We start from the raw sequence: 16,733 nt of genomic DNA, 5'->3' as shown, positions 1-16,733 counted from the left end.
CGTGTTTCAAGCCGACCGTAGGGTGGGTGCAACCCACCAATGGGCGGTCATGTTGGGGGCGTGGGGTGGTGGGTTGCCACCCACCCTACGCTTGCTTCGGCTATCGAGGACCAAGGGTGGTAGACAACAATCACCATACGCCGTTTAGGCAGGCCTATCAGCCGTTAGATGAGCATGTGATTGCGCATCATTTCCTTCAGATATTCCAAGCTTTTGCGCGCTATGGACTCGATTGGACGAAGGTCACCTGATTTGGTCTCGACCACGACCTGAGGCGGACTACCCCATCTTATCTCTCCCCAACGCCCCTCTCCCCAGCCCAAAGCTCTTGTTGAAACTTGTGCGGATTGCGTAACCTCAGGGTTACCCCTTGTAAGCCTGACATGCTTCAACGCCTTGGCAACGTCTCGCAATAGTGCGAAGTCGTCATTGGAAGCGGCAAGAAAGTTACGAAAGCTTGTGTCGTCCCTAATGCTGGCGGGAAATGCATGCCCCGCTTCCCTCAATTCGGCAAAGATGTGGGCGGCCAAAGCGTCTACTGAGTGAACAGCATGGTAGGCGGTTCACTCATCTCCATAGTTCTGCTCAAGCGCAGACACATCGGGTTCGGCCACACTAACCAAAAAATGCTCTGCCGTCACTGATCCAGGAAACTCCGCAGCTTCCGCGACCGGCTGGGATGTTTCAGCTTCCGCAACGCCTTGGCCTCGATCTGGCGGATGCGTTCGCGGGTGACGCTGAATTGCTGGCCGACCTCTTCCAGCGTGTGGTCGGTGTTCATCCCGATGCCGAAACGCATGCGCAGCACCCGTTCCTCTCGCGGGGTCAGGCTGGCCAGAACGCGGGTCGTCGTTTCCTTCAGGTTTTCCTGAATGGCGCTGTCCAGCGGCAGCACGGCGTTCTTGTCCTCGATGAAATCGCCCAGCTGGCTGTCTTCCTCGTCGCCGATGGGGGTTTCCAGCGAAATCGGTTCCTTGGCGATTTTCATCACCTTGCGAACCTTTTCCAGCGGCATCTGCAGCTTTTCGGCCAGTTCCTCGGGCGTGGGTTCGCGGCCGATCTCGTGCAGCATCTGGCGGCCGGTGCGCACCAGCTTGTTGATCGTCTCGATCATGTGCACGGGGATGCGGATCGTGCGGGCCTGGTCGGCAATGCTGCGGGTGATCGCCTGGCGAATCCACCACGTCGCGTAGGTGGAGAATTTATAACCGCGCCGGTATTCGAATTTATCCACGGCCTTCATCAGGCCGATATTGCCTTCCTGAATGAGATCAAGGAATTGCAGCCCGCGGTTGGTGTATTTCTTGGCGATGGAGATCACGAGGCGCAGGTTGGCCTCGACCATTTCCTTCTTGGCCTGGCGGGCCTCTTTCTCGCCCTTCTGGACCTGATTCACGATGCGGCGAAATTCGCCGATATCGACGCCGATATACTGGCCGACCTGGGCCATCTCGGTCCGCAGTTCCTGCACCTTGTGGCCAGAGCGCTGAACGAACGCCTGCCAGCCACGGCCGGTGTTCTGGCCCATCCGCTCCATCCATTGCGGGTCCAGTTCGTGGCCGCGATAGGCCTCGATGAACTCGCGCCGGTTGATGCGGGCCTGGTCGGCCAGTTTCACCATGGCGCTGTCGATGGCCATGATCCGGCGGTTGATGCCGTAAAGCTGGTCGATCAGCGCCTCGATCCGGTTGTTGTGCAGGTGCAGTTCGTTGACCAGCACGACGATCTCGGCGCGCAGTTTCTGATACTCGGCCTCGTCCTTGGCGGAAAAGCGGTTGGAGCCACCGATCGTGGCACTGATCCGCCGGTCCTGGATGTCGGCCAGATGCGCGTAATCGTCGGCGATGCGGTCCAGCAGTTCCAGAACGCGGGGCTTCAGCGCGGCCTCCATCGCCGCCAGGCTCATGTTGGCCTGGTCGTCGTCATCGTCGTCGTCGCGCTTGATCGGGTTACCGTCGGCGTCCAGCTCGGGCTGTTCGTCCTTTTTCTTGTTGGTGTTGGCGGCGGCGGCCTCGACGTTCAGGTTCTCGACGACCGGGTCCTCTTCGCCGTCCTCTTCCATGGACCGGCCGAAAGTGGCGTCCAGGTCGATCACGTCGCGCAGCAGGATGTCCTCGTTCAACAACTCGTCGCGCCAGATCGTGATGGCCTGGAAGGTCAGCGGGCTTTCGCACAGCCCGGCGATCATGGTGTTGCGGCCGGCCTCGATCCGCTTGGCGATGGCGATTTCGCCCTCGCGGCTCAACAGTTCGACCGAGCCCATCTCGCGCAGGTACATGCGCACGGGGTCATCGGTGCGGTCCAGCGTTTCGGACTGGGTCTGGGCGACGGCGACCTCGCGCGAGGTGGAGGTTTCGACAACCTGGGTCGATTTTTCCTCGCCTTCCTCGGCGCTTTCCTCTTCCTCGATGATGTTGATGCCCATTTCCGAGAGCATCGACATCACGTCCTCGATCTGTTCCGAAGACACCTGGTCGGGCGGCAGAACCTGGTTGAGCTGGTCATAGGTGATGTAGCCGCGCTCTTTGGCCTCGGCGATCATCTTCTTGACCCGGGCCTGGCTCATGTCGAGCGAGATCTCCGGTTCCTGCTCTTCGGTCTTGCGGTCGTCGGTGTCTTTTGCGGCCATGTAACGCTCCTTGCCGGGGAGTCCGATTCGTTCCGGCGATTAGCACGAATCAATAGCGCGAATCATCGGGAAGAACACCCGTGTCCCCTTGGTTTATCCCAGTATGTAGTCAGCCCTCGCCCCGAGGTCCACGCCGCCCGGCGCGGTCGTATTCGATCTGCTCCAGCAGCCGGGCAAAGGCGTCGCGCTCGTCGCGGCTGATCCGGGCGCCGTTGGGGCCCAGGTCGTAATCGGGTTGCTCCGTTCTGTCTGCCCGGCCCGAGCGGTTGCGCGCCTCTGCCGCCTGGCCCAAGCGCCAGGTCAGCCCCTCGTCGGCCAGGCCCTGCAAATCATGCATCGCCTCCTCGATCTCACGCGCCGCGCCGCGTGCCGTGGCCAGTTTGTCCAACTCCTCGGCCAGGCAGTTGCGCGCCTTTTCGGTATCGGCCCGGTCGCGGATCGGGGGGGCGATGCGGACATGGCTGGGCGCGAACAGCTTTTCAAGGGCGTCGGTGCCCAACTCTTCGCTCAGCGCGGCGCGCAGGGCGTGGGCATCCGCAAGGTGCAGGTGCCGCAGCAGGGCGGCCTGCAACCGCGCGTGGGTCGGGTCGCTGCATTCCATGCGTTCCAACGCACCCTCGAACTCGCCCAGCAGGGCGGGGTGGGTAATCAGCGTGGCCAGGATCACCGCCTCGCGCAGCGCTTCCTCATACCGGGGGGGGGCGGCGACCAGGGGCGAGGCGCGGGTGGTCGGGCGCGGTGCCTCGGGCGCGACGCGGCCCCGCCAGGGGCCCTTGCGCCCGGCCGCGCGGGGCGGGCGGAACAGCGCCCACCGCAGGCGGTTGATCTCGTCCCCGTAGTGGCGCCGGATCGTGGGATCCTTGATCCGGCCGATGGCGGCGCGCAAGTCGCGGTCCAGCGCGGCCTTGCGCTCGGGGCTGTCAAAGTTGCGGCCCTCGGTCTCGCGCTCCCACAGTAATTGCACCATGGGGCGTGCCTGCGACAGCAGCTTGTCCATCGCGCCCGCGCCGCCTGCGCGGATCACGTCGTCGGGGTCCTGGCCCGGCGGCATCAGGGCAAAGCGCAGCGATTGGCCCGCCTCCAGCAGCGGCAGGGCCAGGTCCACCAGCCGCCGCGCCGCGCCGATCCCGGCCTTGTCGCCGTCCAGCGCCACGATGGGTTCGGGATGGATGCGCCACAGCAGGCGTAACTGGTCCTCGGTGATGGCGGTGCCCAGGGGGGCCACGGCGCCGGTGAACCCGGCCTGCACCAGCGCGATCACGTCCATGTAGCCCTCGGCCACGATCAGCGGCTGGTCCTTTCCAGCGGCGGCGCGGGCGGGGGCGTGGTTATACAGGTTGCGCCCCTTGTCGAAGAGTTCGGTCTCGGGCGAATTGAGGTATTTCGCGTTATCGTCGGGGTCCATCGCGCGCCCGCCGAAGGCGATCAGCCGCCCGCGCGCGTCGCGGATCGGAAACAGGATGCGGTTGCGGAACACGTCGTAGGGCTCGCGCCCCTTGTCGGATGTCCGGGCCAGCCCCGCCGCCAGGATCAGGTCTTCGGCCACGCCATTGCCGCGTAGATGGGTCCAAAGCCCCTGCCAGCCCGGCGGGGCAAAGCCGATTTCCCAGCGTTTCAGCGCGTCCGCGTCCAGGCCGCGGCGGTCCAGATAGGCGCGGGCCTCTGACGCGGCGGCGGTCTGCAACTGCATCCGGTAATAACGTTGCGCCTGTTCCATCACCTCGGCCAGCTGGGTGCGCCGGTCGGCCTTTTCCTGGGCCCTGGGGTCGCGCGCGGGCATCTCCATCCCGGCCTCGCGCGCCAGGATTTCCACCGCCTCCATGAAGCCGACATTCTCGGTCTCGCGAACGAAGGAAATCGCGTCGCCCTTCGCATGGCAGCCGAAGCAGTAGTAATAGCCCTTGCGGTCGTCGACGTGGAAGCTGGCGGTCTTTTCTTGGTGAAACGGGCAGGGCGCCCACATGTCGCCCTTGCCCTGATTCGACTTGCGCGTGTCCCACACGACCTTGCGCCCGACCACCTGGGTCAGCGAGGTACGATTGCGAAGCTCATCGATAAAACCGGGGGGCAGGCTCATGCCCTCCAATATCGGTGCCCGGGCGGGGCGAGTCGAGGGGTCTGCCGCAGCAAGCATGGCCGCAGGCCCTCGGGGCGCGATTTATGTCCGCGCGCGATCCGATCCCAGTGTATCCAATATACTGTTTTCGTTTTGAAAACGGCGGCAAGAATTTCCGTGACACTATAGACCAAAAACACCAATTGGTGCCTTGTTTTGCCCCATTTTGGCCACAGCTCGGGCGTTTAATCTGCCCTGCGGGGAACTGTTCCCGCATAAATCGTTTACCTCCATGGGAGGGTGTCGCCGATGCCGATCAAAAAGAGTCATAACCAAGATGCGGCCCGCGGTTCGGTCCGGTCGCTTTTCCGGCTGGCGCGCTTTCAGCGCGACGAGTCCGGCGGCATCGTCATCTTTTCGCTGTTCCTGTTCATCACCATGCTGGCGATGGCTGGCCTTGCGATCGACTTCATGCGGCACGAAATGGCCCGCACCCAGTTGCAGGGCACGCTGGACCGTGCCGTTCTGGCCGCGACCGGCCTGGGCAACAGCCTGGACGCCGAGGATGTGGTGCTGGACTATTTCGCCAAGGCGGGATTGTCTGATTACATCAGCAGCGAAGACATCACCGTGGTGGAGAACAAATCCTCCGGCACGCTCAGCTATCGCCGCGTCACCGCGACTGCCGACGCCGAGATCGATACCTACCTGCTGAAGCTGGTGAACCTCGACACGCTGACGGTCTCTGCCGGCGGCACGGCGGAAGAGGGGATCACCGATCTGGAAATCTCGATGGTGCTGGACGTGTCGGGGTCCATGTCCAACTGGTCCTCTTCAAGCCGCAGCTCCAAGATTGCCGCGCTGAAAGAGGCGGCCAAGGACTTCGTCTACTACATGCAATGCAACCAGGCCGCCGATCGCGACACCGGCGCGGCCTGCACGACCGAGGCCAACAAGGTCTCGATCAGCATCGTCCCGTATTCCGAACAGGTCTATGCCGGCCCGACCCTGCTGAGCGAGTTCAACGTTACCGACGAACACGACTATTCCGCCTGCGTGGATTTCGCCGACAGCGATTTCAGCAATGCTGCGCTCTTGCCCACCGAAGAACTGCAACGCACCGGCCATTTCGACAGATGGAGCGGCGGCAGCACGCAGGATGGCTATCCCGGTGCGTACCAGTTCACCTGCGAGCCCGAAAGCTGGCGGGAAATCAAGCCGCTGATGAACGACCACAACGATGTCTTCGCTGCCATCGATGCGCTGCAAACCGGCGGCAACACCTCGATCGATCTGGGCGTGAAATGGGGGATGACGCTGCTGGATCCTGCCGTGCGCAGCGTGGTGACCAACCTGACCGTCAAAAGTCGCCCCGGCGAAGAGGATCCGGTGATCGACACGGCCTTTGTCGGGCGCCCCTACGACTATACCCAAGCCTATAACATGAAGGTTCTGGTGGTCATGTCGGACGGGCAACATACGACACAGTACTACCTGAAGGACGAATACCGCGACGGTCCGTCCGAAATCTGGCATTACCGCCTGCCCGATGGCGACGGCGGCTGGACGCTGGGCGACGATATCTACTCGGTCTACAGTTCTAGCCGCGATCAATACATGTATGTCGATGACGATCGCCGCAGCTACTACCCGGATGGCGACAATTCCACCTGGCATGACGAACCCTATGCCGGCGAGGCCGAAACCGTCTGTGAAACCGAGCGCAAGCGCGTCTGCTACTGGATCTGGTGCTTCTGGGAAGATGTCCAAGTCTGCGATGAGAGCGACGCGGAGGGCGAGGCCTACCAGATGTCCTATCCCGAGGTCTGGGCCAAGTTCCCCACCGACTGGTATGACGATTTCGATTTCCTTCCGAACCCGGTCAACGGCCATAACCGCAGCACCAAGGACGACCGCCTGCACGACATCTGCGAGGCCGCCAAGGCCGAGGGCGTTCTTGTCTACACCATCGGCTTTGAGGTGTCCGAGAATTCGGCCGCCGAAACGGCGATGCAGGACTGCGCCTCCAACGCCAACAACTACTTCGCGGCCAACGGTGCCAACCTGGCGGATGTCTTTGCGACAATCGCCACCTCGATCAACAAGCTGAGGCTGACCCAATGACGGCGCCTTCCCTTATATCCCGCCTGAGTACCCGGCTGGGCCGTGCCGCGCGCGACGATAGCGGCACCAGCACGGTCGAGTTTGCAATTCTGTTCCCGCTGGTGATCTCGGTGATGCTGATGTCTTACGAGACCTCCATCATCATGGCGCGCCAGTTCATGCTGGACCGCGCGATGGACATTGCCATGCGCGGCCTGCGCCTTGGCAGCTGGCCCGAGATTACCCATGCCGAGTTCAAGGAAAAGGTCTGCGAGAACGTTCCCTTCGGACTCGAATGCAGCGACGCGCTGGCGATTGAGATGGTCCCGGTGTCCAAGACGACCTGGACCATGCCTGATGGCGCAATCACCTGCGTCGACCGCACCGAAGAGATCCAGCCGGTCACGACCTTTTCCCAGGGGCCGGATAACGGGCTGATGATGGTGCGCGCCTGCATGACCATCGACCCGTTCTTCCCCGGGGTCGGCGTCGGGCTGAAACTGGACGCCGCGCCGCAGGACGGCTTCTACCTCACATCAACATCGTTCTTCGTGAACGAACCCGGCACGGGGGGCTGAGCCATGATGCACGCCATTTTCACCCGTCTGCGCCATTTTCGAGAGTCGACGCGCGGTTCGATGTCGGCGGAACTCGCCATCGTGCTGCCGTTGCTGATGGGGTGGATCGGGACCAGCCTGGTCCTGTTCGACGGCTATTACCAACGCGTTGTCGCCCAAAAGGCGGCCTATACCCTGTCGGATCTGCTCAGCCGTGAAATGGACGGGCCGATCGGCCCCGATTACATCGACGGCATGGGGAATGTCTTTGCCTTCCTGACCGAGGCAGAGGCCGGACAAAGCGAAATCCGTGTCTCGATGGTCTATTGCATCGAACATTGCGCCGCCGACGACCCCGAGCGCCGACTGGGCATCGACTGGTCCTACAGCACCGATTCTGCGCGCCCGGCGCTGATCGAGTCCGATCTGAACGACGACTATCTGGATGTCATCCCCATCGCGGCCCAAAGCGACCGGCAGATTGTGGTCGAGAGCTTCCTCGACTTCGAACCGATGCTGGATGTGGGGCTGAAGGACGATATCGTCGTCGAGGTGATGGTTGTCACGCGCCCGCGTTTTACAGGACAGCTGTTGTGGAATTGGGGCGCGTAAGCGGCGCGCCGGTCTGCGGCTAGCCGCGATCTGCGTCGCGTTCGGCCAGCATCGCGGCGATCATGTCGGCCATCATCCGCGTTTCGGCGGCCGATGTGACCCCGCCGACGCCCAGCCTGCGCCCCAGCCGCCACCATACCCCCGGCGCCCAGGCCGCCCGGCCGGGCCGCGTCAGGTACAGAGTGAACCCGTTCGACGGTTTCATTGCGAACAACCCGCGCGACAGGCCGGTGACATCGTCCATGGCGGCCAGCCGCTGCCCTTCGGTGTCGAACAGCCCCTCGCGCGTCAGGATCAGGCCCCTCGCCGTGGCCCGGCGCATCGCCTCGGTCAGCACCAGCACCGACAGCCCCAGCCCCAGCAGGAACACCCGCCAGCCCAGGGCCGCAGGCGGGCTGATCGTCGCCACATACAGCAGCAGAACCGCCAGAAGGCCCAGCGTCAGCAGGCCGAAGACGCGCCGTGCGGTTGAGATTCGCAAGCTTGCCATAGTGTCGGACATCGGCGTTTTCCTTCGCTTTCCGCCGGGTGGGGCGGGCCTGCGCGGCGTGTCGTTTCAGCGCGGGGGCGGGGGATCGCCCAGCCCGCAACGCCTATCGCGCAGGCATGGGGTGCGTCGTCAAGCCGGAATCCCCGGACGCGGCGAAAAATCACCTTGCCGAACCCCCCGAGAAAGGACCATCCTGCCACAGAAGCCAATTCTGTTTTTGGTGGACCGGATCAAAGTAGGTGGATCATGACTGACAAGACCAACTCCGAGATTCTGACTAGCGACCCCACGCCGCTGTCGAGCATGATGAACTGGCCGCTGCTCAGCAACCGCAAGTCGAATGTCGAGCTTAAGACCGACGACCCGACCCCGCTGTCGTCGCAAATGAACTGGCCCCTGATCGGCGGTCGCGGCGAAGGCAATGTCGAGCTGACGACCAACGACCCCACCCCGTTCTCGCGCATGATGAACTGGCCGCTGCTCAGCGACAAGGCCACCATGTTCGACACCGAGGTCGGCTCGACCTCGTCCGAGAACAAGGGCGGCGGTTTCAGCGCCTTCATGCGCTCGATCATGACCGGCGAGCCGCAGAAGTAAGCGCAACCGCGTTTCACTGACAGAAACACCCGCCGCTGGATTGCGGCGGGTGTTTTCATGTGCAGGGTATGTATGGGCGCGGGGCCTTTCGCCCCGCCCCGTCCTAGATCTGCTTTTCGGGCAGGTGCACGATCAGCCCGTCCAGCGCGTCCGTCACCTTGATCTGGCAGGTCAGGCGAGAGCGCTTGGGGTCGGTTTCATAGGCGAAATCCAGCATGTCCGCCTCCATGTCCTCGACCTGGGGCAGTTTGCCGAACCAGTCGGGATGGATATAGGCGTGGCAGGTCGAGCAGGCGCAGGCGCCGCCGCAATCGGCGTCGATGCCGGGAACGCCGTTGTCGCGCGCGCCTTCCATCACGGTCAGCCCGTTGGCGACCTCGATGACGTGTTCGGTGCCGTTATGCTCGATATAGGTGATCTTGGCCATGGGATGCCTCGCGTTGGGTCGGAACGAGGCAGGACATAAGCGAGCCGCGCCGGTTTTTCCAGCGAAAGCGCAAGGCCCGTGCCCGTGGAAAAATGTACCCCTTGGCATGCTGTGATCGGGGGGCTGCGGGCGCGGGATATTTTGCGCCTGTGGGGGCGTGGTCGGTTATCCGCAATGGGGCAGGTGCTTCCGCCCGGGGCGCAAACGCGCTATCGTTTCCGGCAACAGGCGGGACATCGCCCGCCGACCGGAACGAGCAGCATGGTCCCAGTTCGCGCCCTGTTCGGGCTTGCCGCACTTTGCCTGGCCGCCTGCCAGGCCGGCCCCGGGGCCATACCGGGGGCCCTGCCAGTGGACAGGCCCGGTGCGCCGACGGCCCCGCCGGGCGCCCCGCCCGGCACCTGTTGGGGGCGCGAGATCAGCCCGGCCGTGGTGGAAACCGTGACCGAGCAGGTTTTGCTGCAACCGCCGGAAATCGGCAGCGACGGCGAAATCCGCCGCCCCGCCGTCTACAAGACCGAAACCCAGCAGCGCATCCTGCGCGAGCGGCGCGAGCAATGGTTTCAGGCCCCGTGCCCTGATACCGTGACGCCAGAATTCGTTGCCGCCTTGCAACGGGCGCTGAAGGTGCGCGGCCTGCACCGCGGGCTGGTCACCGGGCGAATGGATGGGCCGACCCGCGCCGCGATCCGCCGGTTCCAACAGGCCGAGGGGCTGGACAGTGCGACGCTGTCGCTGGCCGCCGCGCGCAAGCTGGGGTTGGTCGCCTATGACCGCGAAGCGGCCGAATAGGCCGGCCGTTCAACGCCGCCATAGCCAGGCATGGCTGGCCGCGGCCCCTTGCAGGCGGGCCAGCAGGCGCAGGCCGGGGCCAGGCGCGGGCAGATCGGCGCGGGCCAGGCGATCGGCGATCACCTCCACCGGGCAGGGGCGGCCGGTCTGCGGGTCGCGATAGCGCGGATAGGCGATCAGCACCGCATGGGCCAGCGCCACGATGTCAGGGCGCGCGCTGCGCCGGGCGGGCACCGGCGCCAGATCGCGCGTCAGCCCCCAGCCCGCGTAGAACGGCACACCCAGGCAGGTCACGGGCAGCCCGCGCAGCAGCGCCTCGAACCCGATGCCCGAGGACAGCGTCCAGACCTCGTCCACCGCGGCCAGCAGGGCCGGGGCGCCCGCGCCCTCGATGACGGTATCGGCCAAGGCGCGGGCTGCGGCGGGATCGACCGCCCCGGGGCGCAGCCCGGCCTCGACATCCGGATGCGGCTTGTAAACGATCACCGCGTCGGGGTTTTCTGCCCGCGTGCGTTCCAACAGCGCCAGGTTCGTGCATTCGACCGGACAGCCCAGGCGGATAGAAGCGTCATCCTCTACCTGCCCGGGCACCAGGATGCGATGGCCCGGCGGCAGGTCGGGCAGGGGCGCACCGCCCAGATTGTATTTCGACAGCCCCGCCTCGCACAGCCGTGCGATCAGGTACTCTGCCCGGTGACGTTCGGTCGTGGGCAGATCGCAGGCCGCGGCAATCAGGCGTTCCAGGCGGCTGTCGCGGGTCGGGTCGTAATACAGCCCCAGGTCGTCGGCGACCAGTGACAGCGGCGGCACCAGCGCCGCCCCCAACCCGCGCGAGCGTAAGAACCCGTCCTCGACCCGCACCACGCCCTGGGGCGCCGGGGCCGCGCCCCAGACCATCGCGCGCCGCCCGGTCCGCGCGGCATAGTCGGCCGCGCGGTTGGCATCGGCGACGAAACGTACCGGCCGCGCGCCTCCGAAAAAGCCCTGCATCGCACCGCGTTTCCATAGACGCATGCCGGTGGCAACCCAGCCGTTGCGATCCTCGCGCCAAGCGCGGGTTTCGGCCTCCAGCGTGGCCAGGGCATCCTCCAGCGTGCATAGGCGGTCGGCGTAGGGGTCGTACCAGGTCGGGGCCAGGATCATCGCGCCCGCGAACAGTTGCGCGCGGGTCAGACGGCGGGTGCGGCGGGGCAGGGGGTTTTCATCGGCGCTGAGGCCCCAGCCCCCATAAAAGGGCTGACCGAAAACGCGCGGGCGGTGCCCGGCCAGGATCGCCTCGAACCCCATCTGGGATGAAACCGTGTAGACGGCGATGGCCCCGTCCAGCAGCGCCCAGGGCGATACCGCATCGGACAACAGCCGCACGCGCCCGCCCGCATCGGCGGCGGTGAAATGGCCCGGGCGCAGGCCGCGTGCGGTTTCGGGGTGGGTCTTGATGACGACGGGGGCGCCGGGGTTTTCGATCTGCGCAAGCGCCAGCATTTCCCGAAAGGTGGCTGCCGTGGCGCCGCTGGCGGTGACGGCGGCGTCGCCCGCGCTTTGATCCACGACCAGAACATAGCCCGGTGGCGGCACCGGCGCCGCGGGATCGAAGCCGGTATATTTCGTCAGGTGGCCCGCCCTGATCCGGATGATCGCATCGCGTGCCCGGTTCAATAGGGCGGTGTCGTCTAGCGGGTGGGTTGCCAGCAGCTCTTCCAGGTCCGAGGGGCGGGTGGGGTCGAAATGCACGCCCTTGCGGTCCAGCATCAGCCCCAGCGTGGGCTGCGCCCCCCGTGCCCGCCCTGGCAGGACCGAGCGCAGGAACGCATCCTCGACCCGCAGCACCCCGGTCCCGCGCGCCGCCGCGATGCGCAACCCGCGCCCGGCGGTCGGGCTGGCGCCCCAGATGCCGACCATGTCGTCCGGACTGGGCAGGCCCAGCCGGATGCCATGGCCGCTGAGGGCCAGGATGCGGCGCAAACGGGGTTGGCTCAGAAAACCGCCGTTATAGACGAAGAGCCGCCGGAGAGCGGCAGCCCCGGCGGCATCGGTGGACGCGTGGCCCCTGTCGGCCACGCCCCTGCTACTCGGCGAGCGAGGCGAGCGAATTGGCCGATCCGGCCGCCCCGGTGATTGCCGACAGCGTTTTCTGCCACTGTACGAAGGGCGCCTCGGTCACGTAGACGGTGTCGCCGTCGCGGATGGCGAAATCGCGTGCCAGGAACATGCCGTTCGGTTCCGTCAGGTCCAGAACATAGGCAAAGCGCTGCGCGCCGATCAGGTCGTCGCGGCCCAGCACCAGGTTCGCGATTTCTTCGGGTTCGTTGCGCAGGACAAAGACGCCGGTCGGATCGGCCAAATTGGTGGACAGCCCGCCGACCTGTGCGATGGCCTCGATCGCCGACAGGGTCTTGGTCTCGAACTTGACCCGGCTTTGGGCGCCGGTGGCCCCCAACGCGGTAAAGGCGCGGCTGTCGGCCTCTACCAGGATGCGGTCGCCGTCGCGCAGGGCGATGTCCAGCTCGGGATGATCGTAGAGATCCTGGAACCAGATTTCGCCCCGCTGGCTGCCGCGGATGATCGTGATCCGGGCAATCTCGGGCTCGATCGCGACACCGCCGGCGGTGGCCAGCATGGTCGACAGCGTCCGGTTCGGCCGTTCGATGGGATAGACGCCCTGGCCGCCGACCGCCCCCACCAGCGAAACCGTGGCGCCGTCACCTGCCAGCCGGCGCACCACGACCTGCGGATCGGGGGTCTGGGCATCCAGCTTTTCGGTGATGATCTGGCGCAGCCGTTCGGGCGTGTTGCCCGCCGCCCGCAGCCGCCCGGCATAGGGGATGAAGATGAAGCCGGCGCCGTCGACCTGCACCTCTTCCAGGACCGAAACGTTGGTGCCCTGTCCGGCCAGCAGCCCGTCATCGACGTTTTCATAGATCGTCAGGTCCAGCGTGTCGCCCGGCCGGATCGTGTCAGACCCCAGCTTGCCGGCCCGCTTGAACTGGTTGGAAAACCCGATGGCCGGCACCAGCGAGGTGGCCCGCGTCACCCGGTCGTTGACGGAAACGATGAAGGCATCGCCCTGTTTCTGGACCGAGCCTTCGAAGATTTCGCGCTTGTTCGGACCCGAGCGCGGCAGGCCGCAGGCCGCTACGCTCGTCACCAGGGCCAGCAGGACAACCGCCCGCATCCCCCGGGATCTCATGACTTTCACCGCTCGGTTTCCTTGTTGTTGTTTGCACTGCCTCGGTATTTTTCCGTCAAGGTAACGAATCGCGGCGGGAAAAGCCAGTGTCAGGCGTGGGTTGGGCCTAGCGGACAAGGCGCAGGTGTTGCGGCTCTGCGTCGCTGCGCAGGGCGCGGGCGGTATAGGGATCGTCGGCGGCCAGAACCATGTCCACGATGCGCCGCAGCGCCTGTGCGCGGCCCCGGCGCGAGTAGTACCCGCCGGGAACCTGGCTGGTTTCCAGCAGGAACCGGCGAAAGACGGCGTAGGCCTCGGCATCCGGCGGGCGCGGCGCGGCAAAGAACTCTGCCAGCGGTTGGCCGGATACCAGCCCCGGCTTGCCATAGATGGCGGTTCCAAGGGCGGCCAGCGGCAGCCCGCGCCACAGCGCTTGCTGGCCGGCGGTGGAATTCACCGTGACCGCGCTGGTCGCCCCGTCCAGCAACAGCGCCAGTTTGCCGCCGCGCACATAGTGCACCCGGCCCGCAACCCCGTGACGCCGGGCCAGCCGGGAAATCGCCCCGCGCTGCGGGCTGCGCCCGTCCTCCAGCGGGTGGGCCTTGAACACCAGGTGGTGATGGGCCGGGGCGCCAAGGGCGAAGCTTTCCACGCAGAGCGCCAGGAAGGCGTCCATCGTGTCGAACGGGCCATGGCGCTGGAAACTGGCATCATGGGCCAGTTGCAGCAGCACCAGATGGTAGGGAAAGCCGCCCGCCCGCACCGCGCGCGTGGCGGCGAACCGTTGGGCCGCATGCAGGGGTAACAGGCCAAGCCGTTGCAGATAAAGGGCGAACTCGCGCCGGACGGGCAGTCCGCGATGCGGTTGGAAATGCGGGTAGCGGCGGTTCATCGCCAGGACGAACCAGTGATACAGCGCGCCGTAAAAGACGTGCTGGCGCATGTCGCCCCAATGGGCCGGGGCCTCGATCGGTGGGGCGGGTTCGCCCCGCAGCCGGGCGCGCATCTCGGCGATGGACATGTCCATCAGGCGCGAATGCCCGTTGGCGCCATCGCGTTCATAGGTGATCCAGTAGGGCCGCAAGTAGCCCTCTTCGAAGATGTGAACGGTGATGCCCGCCGCCCGCGCCGCGGCGATGGCGGCTTCGTGGCAGGGGCGGGTGTCGCCGTAGAGCGCAATGTCGGTGATGTGCTTTTCCGCCAACAGATCCGCGCAGAGGGCGGGCCAGTCGGCGGGCGGGCAGGTGGCGCGGATCAGGCGGTCCGCGTCGGACCAGAACACCTCGTCCCCGCGGTTGAAGGCCACGCGCCAGGCCTGGGCGCCGGCGGCGCGCACCCCGCCGGCCAGCCGGTCGAAGAACGGGCCGTGCGGTCCCTGAAGGAAAAGAAAACGCCGGTTTTCACCCGTGACCTGTTTCATCCGTTTATCAAGCGCCCATCCTTTTTGCAGGCAATGCCCCTTGCGCACTGGCACAGGGCACGCGGCGGTTTTGCCACAGCAAGGTGGCGGGCGTCAGGGCCGCTTTGTGGCATGTCTGCGGCTTGCTCTCGGGGGCCTCAGGGGCTAGGTCAAGCGCGACAAAGCCCAAGGAGACCGGCCCATGTTTACCGGCATCATCACCGATATCGGAACGATCCGTGCCCTGACGCAGCGCGGTGACCTGACCGCACGCATCGGCTGCGGTTATCCCGCCGACAGCATCGATATCGGCGCCTCCATCGCCTGCGACGGAGTCTGCCTGACCGTGGTCGACCGCGGAACCGATGCCGATGGCGCCTGGTTCGAGGTTTCCATCTCGGGCGAAACGGTGTCGGCGACCAAGCTGGGCACCTGGGTCGAGGGCACGCGAATCAATCTGGAACGCGCCCTGAAGGTCGGGGACGAGCTGGGCGGCCATATCGTGTCGGGCCATGTCGACGGCGTGGCAGAAATCACCGCCATGCGCGAAGAGGGCGACAGCACGCGCATCACCTTTTGCGCGCCGGACGCGCTGGCCAAGTTCATCGCGCCCAAGGGGTCCGTCGCGCTGAACGGCGTGTCGCTGACCGTGAACGAGGTCGAGGGCCCCTCTTTCGGCGTCAACTTCATCCCCCACACCAAAGAGGCCACGACCTTTGGCGGCGTGGCCGTCGGCGACAAGGTCAACCTTGAGATCGACACGCTGGCCCGCTATGTCGCGCGCCTGCAGGACTGGAACGCGGCATGAGCGAAAACGACTTCAAGGACGCCATTTCCTCGATCGAGGAGATCATCGAGGACGCCCGCAACGGGCGCATGTTCATCCTTGTCGATCACGAGGACCGGGAAAACGAGGGCGACCTGGTGATCCCCGCCCAGATGGCCACCCCCGAGGCGATCAATTTCATGGCGACCTACGGGCGCGGGCTGATCTGTCTGTCCCTGCCCGGCGAACGGGTGGATGCCCTGGGGCTGCCGCTGATGGCGTCGCAGAATTCCAGCCGCCACGAAACCGCCTTTACGATTTCAATCGAGGCGCGCGAGGGCGTGACCACGGGCATTTCCGCCCATGACCGGGCACGCACCGTGGCCGTGGCCATCGACAGCGGCAAGGGGCCGTCTGACATCGCCACGCCGGGCCACATCTTCCCGCTGCGCGCCCGCGATGGCGGCGTGCTGGTGCGTGCCGGCCATACCGAGGCTGCGGTCGATGTTGCGCGTCTGGCGGGGCTGAACCCCTCGGGCGTGATCTGCGAGATCATGAACGAGGACGGCACCATGGCGCGGCTGCCCGACCTTGTGGCCTTTGCCCAGCGGCACGGGCTGAAGATCGGCACGATTTCCGACCTGATCGGGTATCGCCGCCGCCACGACAACCTGGTGAACGAGGCAGCTGTCAAGCCTGTGACCTCGGCCTTTGGCGGTGACTGGCTGATGCGGGTCTACACCGATGAAACCCAGGGGGCGGAACATGTCGTGCTGACCAAGGGCGACATTTCCACGCCCGAGCCGGTTCTGGTGCGGATGCACGCGCTGGACCCGCTGCAGGATGTGCTGGGCCTTGGCCCGCATGCACCGGGCGAACTGGCCCGTGCGATGGAAATCATCGCCCAGGAAGGGCGCGGCGCGGTGGTCCTGCTGCGCGACACCACGATGAAGCTGGTCCAGGATGGCGCCGCCTCGCCCCAGACGCTGCGGCAATACGGGCTGGGCGCACAGATCCTGGCCGCCCTGGGCCTGCACAAGCTGGTGCTGCTTACCAATTCGCCCCTGCCCAAGGTCGTGGGCCTGGAGGCCTACGGGCTGTCCATCGAGGGCACCCGCAAGATCGACGGAAAGGGCTGA

General features: G+C 65.6%; 14 protein-coding genes. 7 read left to right on the top strand and 7 right to left on the bottom strand.

Features of this window, described 5'->3' with window-relative positions:
- Positions 1–637 precede the first annotated feature (637 nt).
- The gene (rpoD, locus tag EV656_RS10065; RefSeq protein WP_132603185.1) at positions 638–2,629 is read right to left on the bottom strand and encodes an RNA polymerase sigma factor RpoD; all 1,992 of its coding nucleotides are present in this window, start codon (positions 2,627–2,629) and stop codon (positions 638–640) included.
- A 109-nt stretch (positions 2,630–2,738) separates the two neighbouring features.
- Positions 2,739–4,706, bottom strand: a complete 1,968-nt coding sequence (gene dnaG / locus EV656_RS10060) for a DNA primase (protein ID WP_132603182.1) — start codon at positions 4,704–4,706, stop codon at positions 2,739–2,741.
- Between the two features lie 288 nt (positions 4,707–4,994).
- Here dnaG and EV656_RS10055 point away from each other — a divergent pair, with 288 nt between their 5' ends.
- The 3 genes from EV656_RS10055 to EV656_RS10045 are packed head-to-tail and all read left to right on the top strand — an operon-like array spanning position 4,995 to position 7,957.
- On the top strand, positions 4,995–6,809 hold the full coding sequence (locus EV656_RS10055) for a TadE/TadG family type IV pilus assembly protein (RefSeq protein WP_132603180.1): 1,815 nt from the start codon (positions 4,995–4,997) through the stop codon (positions 6,807–6,809).
- On the top strand, positions 6,806–7,366 hold the full coding sequence (locus tag EV656_RS10050; protein ID WP_132603177.1) for a TadE/TadG family type IV pilus assembly protein: 561 nt from the start codon (positions 6,806–6,808) through the stop codon (positions 7,364–7,366). The genes EV656_RS10055 and EV656_RS10050 overlap by 4 nt, the downstream gene beginning before the upstream one ends.
- Positions 7,367–7,369: 3 nt before the next feature.
- Positions 7,370–7,957 (top strand): TadE/TadG family type IV pilus assembly protein, encoded by a 588-nt coding sequence (locus tag EV656_RS10045; protein WP_132603174.1) that lies wholly within the window; start codon positions 7,370–7,372, stop codon positions 7,955–7,957.
- A gap of 19 nt (positions 7,958–7,976) precedes the next feature.
- On the opposite strand, the gene EV656_RS10040 is transcribed toward EV656_RS10045, so the two are convergent.
- Positions 7,977–8,459, bottom strand: a complete 483-nt coding sequence (locus EV656_RS10040; RefSeq protein WP_132603171.1) for a hypothetical protein — start codon at positions 8,457–8,459, stop codon at positions 7,977–7,979.
- A 234-nt stretch (positions 8,460–8,693) separates the two neighbouring features.
- Here EV656_RS10040 and EV656_RS10035 point away from each other — a divergent pair, with 234 nt between their 5' ends.
- Positions 8,694–9,044, top strand: coding sequence for a hypothetical protein (locus EV656_RS10035; protein ID WP_132603168.1), 351 nt, complete (start codon positions 8,694–8,696; stop codon positions 9,042–9,044).
- 103 nt (positions 9,045–9,147) lie between these two features.
- On the opposite strand, the gene EV656_RS10030 is transcribed toward EV656_RS10035, so the two are convergent.
- Positions 9,148–9,471: a 2Fe-2S iron-sulfur cluster-binding protein gene (locus EV656_RS10030; RefSeq protein WP_132603165.1), complete on the bottom strand. Its 324-nt coding sequence runs from the start codon at positions 9,469–9,471 to the stop codon at positions 9,148–9,150.
- Positions 9,472–9,732: 261 nt separating this feature from the next.
- Here EV656_RS10030 and EV656_RS10025 point away from each other — a divergent pair, with 261 nt between their 5' ends.
- Positions 9,733–10,263, top strand: a complete 531-nt coding sequence (locus EV656_RS10025) for a peptidoglycan-binding domain-containing protein (RefSeq protein ID WP_132603162.1) — start codon at positions 9,733–9,735, stop codon at positions 10,261–10,263.
- Positions 10,264–10,272: 9 nt separating this feature from the next.
- Here EV656_RS10025 and EV656_RS10020 read toward each other — a convergent pair whose 3' ends face one another.
- From EV656_RS10020 to EV656_RS10010, 3 genes are all read right to left on the bottom strand, one after another.
- Positions 10,273–12,321 carry a capsular polysaccharide biosynthesis protein gene (locus tag EV656_RS10020; protein WP_243695696.1) on the bottom strand — a complete coding sequence of 683 codons (2,049 nt, stop codon included), beginning with the start codon at positions 12,319–12,321 and terminating at the stop codon, positions 10,273–10,275.
- A gap of 7 nt (positions 12,322–12,328) precedes the next feature.
- A complete protein-coding gene (locus tag EV656_RS10015; RefSeq protein WP_200276646.1) occupies positions 12,329–13,450 on the bottom strand; it encodes a polysaccharide biosynthesis/export family protein in 1,122 nt (373 codons plus the stop codon).
- A gap of 106 nt (positions 13,451–13,556) precedes the next feature.
- Entirely contained in the window at positions 13,557–14,849 is a 1,293-nt protein-coding gene (locus EV656_RS10010; protein ID WP_132603159.1) for a capsule biosynthesis protein, read from the bottom strand.
- A gap of 181 nt (positions 14,850–15,030) precedes the next feature.
- Between EV656_RS10010 and EV656_RS10005 the strand changes: the two genes are divergently transcribed.
- Entirely contained in the window at positions 15,031–15,636 is a 606-nt protein-coding gene (locus EV656_RS10005; RefSeq protein ID WP_132603156.1) for a riboflavin synthase, read from the top strand.
- Entirely contained in the window at positions 15,633–16,733 is a 1,101-nt protein-coding gene (gene ribB, locus EV656_RS10000) for a 3,4-dihydroxy-2-butanone-4-phosphate synthase (RefSeq protein WP_132603153.1), read from the top strand. The genes EV656_RS10005 and ribB overlap by 4 nt, the downstream gene beginning before the upstream one ends.

This window comes from Rhodovulum adriaticum, assembly GCF_004345735.1.
Lineage (GTDB): Bacteria > Pseudomonadota > Alphaproteobacteria > Rhodobacterales > Rhodobacteraceae > Rhodovulum > Rhodovulum adriaticum.
This window is presented reverse-complemented; position numbering and strand designations above follow the sequence as displayed.